This window comes from Nostoc sp. KVJ20 (genome assembly GCF_001712795.1).
Taxonomy (GTDB): domain Bacteria; phylum Cyanobacteriota; class Cyanobacteriia; order Cyanobacteriales; family Nostocaceae; genus Nostoc.
Window position 1 is genome coordinate 1 of record NZ_KV757820.1, and the last position, 1,477, is coordinate 1,477.

Genomic DNA, 1,477 nt, shown 5'->3' on the forward strand with positions numbered 1-1,477 from the left:
ACAGCATCCTGATTGGGATGAACATCGCCTTATTACCGCAGCTATCTCACTGTTTCTGTTGCAAAATGCTGATGGAGATCGCCGTGTTTCCCAGGTTTATTTAGAAGCTCTGTTTCGCCGTGGCTAATTTACAACATACCTGAATCTGCTACTCTCTAAAAGTCATACTAAACAAAAGCTAAATTAAACGATACACTCAGAAAGATTTCTTGAGTCAGGATTAATGGCAAGCGAATCTGAGACAAAACCTAAAATATCTACTGCTGAATTACTGACACTTCCAGATGAGACACAAACTCAAGGAATCGCTGAATCAGTGGAAAATGCTCTAGATAGTGACGAAATCTTAAATTCACTCAAAACCTTACTTAGCACTTTAGAAAAGCTACAAAAAGTCCGCCTTGAAGCTGGTGATATTAAACTTGTGATTGAGCAGATGCTTGATGGCGAAATCGTCAGAGGTGAAGAAATTGAAAAAGCCAAAACTGGTGCCAGCACGCTTAATCGCCTAGTTCGTGCTTATAGTGACCACCAAGCTGCACTATTTAAATCACAACCTGCTCGTACTTTACTTGATCTTGTACTCAACTCCAATCCAGCTAATTAAAACTCGCTTTCATTTGTTTGTAAAAGATACAATCAAACCATCATTCACTTTTTTAAACTCGAAAACTGAGTTTTCAATTTAAAAAGCCCTGTAAAAATCCAGGGCTCTGTTTTATATTGCAGTTTATTAAATGCCAGCTTAAAATCTTTGCCAGCGCTTTTATACAAATAATTATCGCTCAATCGCTTGGGTAAAAATAGCGCAGAACTACCCAATTTCTACCCATCTTACCTGGGTATTCCCTTAATAATTTATTTAGACTTGCACACACCTTTACCGAGAAATCACTTATCAACAAATTTTGCAGCTGCCTTACAGCTTCAGCCGAACAAGCCCTTATAACCTGCTTTGAATATACCGTAACGCTCACAGGCGTTTGTTTCCAGGCTTTTTGTCAAGAATTTACCGCGATCGCCCCCTGTAACATCTGCATAACATTCACATTTCATCCTTAACTCTGTGCCATCTCAGTATTATCGGCTGAATACTGATGATCTCGTGTTTGCTCAGAACTTACTTGATTATCGGCAGAGGCAACGGGAGGAAGGGGCGATTGCGCTTCATCAGTTGCCGCAACGACTGAAAAACATTACTCCCATTCGACCGAGAGCTAATCTGTCTCTGTCAGTAAAGCTGATGGTGAGCTAATAAAGAACAGATTGGGCACTAGCAAGTTGCTCTACTTTCAGTGTATTTCTGGAAAATAGATTGTGCCGTATGTAGTCTAAGATAAATATCAATTTAGCTCCTCTGGTTGGTAATCATTAATCACTTTGTCAAAAATTTCATAATTTTTCTTGATAACAGTTGAATATTCAAAGGAAAAGTAATGCTCAATATAGATTTAGAACAACTCCTTTACACTGTACA

The 1,477-nt window shown here is 38.7% G+C and carries 4 protein-coding genes; 3 read left to right on the plus strand and 1 reads right to left on the minus strand.

What is annotated here, in order from left to right:
- Together A4S05_RS39845 and A4S05_RS37860 are read left to right on the plus strand one after the other, a co-directional pair.
- A partial coding sequence (locus A4S05_RS39845; protein WP_141699940.1) for a DUF2811 domain-containing protein occupies nucleotides 1-127 on the plus strand: 127 nt, incomplete at its 5' end.
- Nucleotides 128-223: 96 nt separating this feature from the next.
- Nucleotides 224-607, plus strand: a complete 384-nt coding sequence (locus A4S05_RS37860; protein ID WP_069074866.1) for a hypothetical protein — start codon at nucleotides 224-226, stop codon at nucleotides 605-607.
- Between the two features lie 320 nt (nucleotides 608-927).
- On the opposite strand, the gene A4S05_RS44050 is transcribed toward A4S05_RS37860, so the two are convergent.
- Nucleotides 928-1,056 carry a hypothetical protein gene (locus tag A4S05_RS44050; RefSeq protein WP_256091405.1) on the minus strand — a complete coding sequence of 43 codons (129 nt, stop codon included), beginning with the start codon at nucleotides 1,054-1,056 and terminating at the stop codon, nucleotides 928-930.
- Nucleotides 1,057-1,066: 10 nt separating this feature from the next.
- On the opposite strand from A4S05_RS44050, the gene A4S05_RS41125 reads away from it, so the two are divergent.
- A complete protein-coding gene (locus A4S05_RS41125) occupies nucleotides 1,067-1,255 on the plus strand; it encodes a hypothetical protein (protein ID WP_141699941.1) in 189 nt (62 codons plus the stop codon).
- Nucleotides 1,256-1,477 lie beyond the last annotated feature (222 nt).